Below are 2003 nucleotides of genomic sequence, written 5' to 3'. Positions count from 1 at the left end.
TGGTGGAGTGGTTGCACATTCTGGTGGAAATAACGTTAAGTCAACCTTTAGGTGATACAAATATTCTTATTAAAAGCAAATGATGCTAATAATATTAGAGTAGAGAATGCTAATGGTATATTAACTAACAGTAAAGGATATGCTGTTTTACCTTATGCCTCTATTTATAAGAATAATCGTGTTTCTTTAGATATTAATTCATTAGGTGAGAATGTTGAATTAGAAAATGCAATTATGAATGTTATTCCTACTAAAGGAGCCTTAGTACAGGCTGATTTTAAAACAAATTATCGGTTATCGAGCGATAGTCAATTTAAAGAAACAAAATGGTGCGATTATTCCATTTGGTGCAATGGTTGTCGATGAAGAACGTTCTGTGAGTGGGATCGTTGGTGATAACGGTAATGTTTTTTATTTCTGGATTAGCACCGATAGGGAAATTAAAAGCCAAATGGGGAAGACAGGAAGATCAACAATGTGCATTTAATTATGAAATTAACGATAAATTATCTAAAGAGAAAGGGATTTATTTTATTTCTTCTACGTGTCAATCAGATAAATAGCAACTGAATGGGTTTTATTATGATGAGAATATTATTATTTACAATAATAGCCATTGCTTCAAATAGTGCTATTGCTGTTAGCTGTATCAGTGGTTGTAATGCTAATGAAATTTCAACACTAAGTGGACAGTTAACAAAAAATGAAAATAAGGTAGGGATCACTAAAGATGCTTCTGATATTAGTTTAACAAATCGAACCACATTACGCTGGAATGCAGGTCAAGGACAAACTTGGGCAACATATTCTAATGGCAATATTCCTACTGCAAATACGAGTAATAATGATTGGGTATACTCAAGAATAGATGATTACATTTCAGTGGCTTTAAGGATGACAAATAATTGTAGAACAATTTATGTACCTTATAATGTGCCTACTTTAAGTTCTACTTGTGGCCCGCGTTCTTATAAAGAAGGTGAAGAAGGGGTTGTATCCACACGAAAATATCAGACCCGAATAAAAATTGATAAAGCGATTATTTCTGGTACTTATGTAAAAAATATTTTTGTTGGTGAATTTGGGTTTTGCCAACCCCAAAATTGCGCCACAAAACAAGCTGTGATCACTCAGTTATTTTTAAATCTTTCGATATCTGTACCACAATCTTGTGTTATTAATTCAGGTCAAGTGTTAAATATTGATTTTGATAATATTCCTGCATCAAGTTTTAAAGAAGCGGGGAAAAAAGCCGAAGGTGTAAATACAATTTCCCGTAACTTAAGTATTCAATGTGACAATATAGATGCCAGTGCCGATTTAACGATGCGCTTACAAGCCGATTCTGTGCAGGGTAATGCAATAGTGTCTACTAATAAAAGTGTTGGATTTATTATTGCGAACGCGAATGGTGCGGAATTAACCCCTAATGATTTATCCAGTTTCATTCCTTTTAAACTAAATGGGAATTCTGACTCTAATGTTACCATCAATGTGTATCCTGTCAGCATTGATGGTAAAACACCGACAGAAGGGGCTGTGACATCGAGTGGTTTTCTAAGAGTCGATTTCCCTTAATTTATATAGGCTCATATCATGAATGAATTATTTTATAGTAACAAGATAATACGCTCTTTATTATGGTTACTCTTTTTAGTGGTCGGGTGTTTAATATTTCTCGTTCAAAGCGCAAAAGCTGAATTGGCAAATACCAATATTGTTATAAAAGCAAATATTGTTGCAAACACATGTAGAGTAAGCCCTGAATCCATGAATAAATTTGTAGATTTGGGAGTATGGGGAACGAAAGATCTTAAGCAAAACAAAACAACAGAACCGATAAAATTTACGCTTAATTTAACGGATTGTGGTGTATTTACAACGGGAGTGAAAGTGACCTTTAAAGGGGATACTGATAGTCAAGATAATACACTATTTAAAATTGTCAGAAAATGATTCTGCAAAAAATATTGGAATTGCAATTTTAGATAAAAATAAAGATA

At 33.2% G+C, this 2003-nt stretch carries 5 protein-coding genes; all 5 read left to right on the top strand.

The window, feature by feature from the left end:
• Positions 1–51: 51 nt before the first annotated feature.
• The 5 genes from BHE89_RS26075 to BHE89_RS15670 are packed head-to-tail and all read left to right on the top strand — an operon-like array spanning position 52 to position 1956.
• A complete protein-coding gene (locus BHE89_RS26075) occupies positions 52–366 on the top strand; it encodes a fimbria/pilus outer membrane usher protein (RefSeq protein WP_128860618.1) in 315 nt (104 codons plus the stop codon).
• Positions 353–487 (top strand): hypothetical protein, encoded by a 135-nt coding sequence (locus BHE89_RS27145; protein ID WP_128860617.1) that lies wholly within the window; start codon positions 353–355, stop codon positions 485–487. Before BHE89_RS26075 ends, BHE89_RS27145 begins: the two co-directional genes overlap by 14 nt.
• A complete protein-coding gene (locus BHE89_RS26070; protein WP_353615140.1) occupies positions 432–563 on the top strand; it encodes a hypothetical protein in 132 nt (43 codons plus the stop codon). The genes BHE89_RS27145 and BHE89_RS26070 overlap by 56 nt, the downstream gene beginning before the upstream one ends.
• Positions 564–582: 19 nt before the next feature.
• Positions 583–1578, top strand: a complete 996-nt coding sequence (locus BHE89_RS15675) for a fimbrial protein (RefSeq protein ID WP_069369132.1) — start codon at positions 583–585, stop codon at positions 1576–1578.
• A gap of 18 nt (positions 1579–1596) precedes the next feature.
• Positions 1597–1956 (top strand): fimbrial protein, encoded by a 360-nt coding sequence (locus BHE89_RS15670; protein ID WP_216081017.1) that lies wholly within the window; start codon positions 1597–1599, stop codon positions 1954–1956.
• The last annotated feature ends 47 nt before the right edge of the window (positions 1957–2003 follow it).

Source organism: Shigella sp. FC1967 (assembly GCF_001743005.1).
Taxonomy (GTDB): domain Bacteria; phylum Pseudomonadota; class Gammaproteobacteria; order Enterobacterales; family Enterobacteriaceae; genus Proteus.
This window is presented reverse-complemented; position numbering and strand designations above follow the sequence as displayed.

Bases quoted from the DNA above. Each gene is read 5' to 3' on its own strand.
- BHE89_RS27145 (WP_128860617.1), top strand. From the start codon at position 353: ATGGTTGTCGATGAAGAACGTTCTGTGAGTGGGATCGTTGGTGATAAC.
- BHE89_RS15675 (WP_069369132.1), top strand. From the start codon at position 583: ATGATGAGAATATTATTATTTACAATAATAGCCATTGCTTCAAATAGT.
- BHE89_RS15670 (WP_216081017.1), top strand. From the start codon at position 1,597: ATGAATGAATTATTTTATAGTAACAAGATAATACGCTCTTTATTATGG.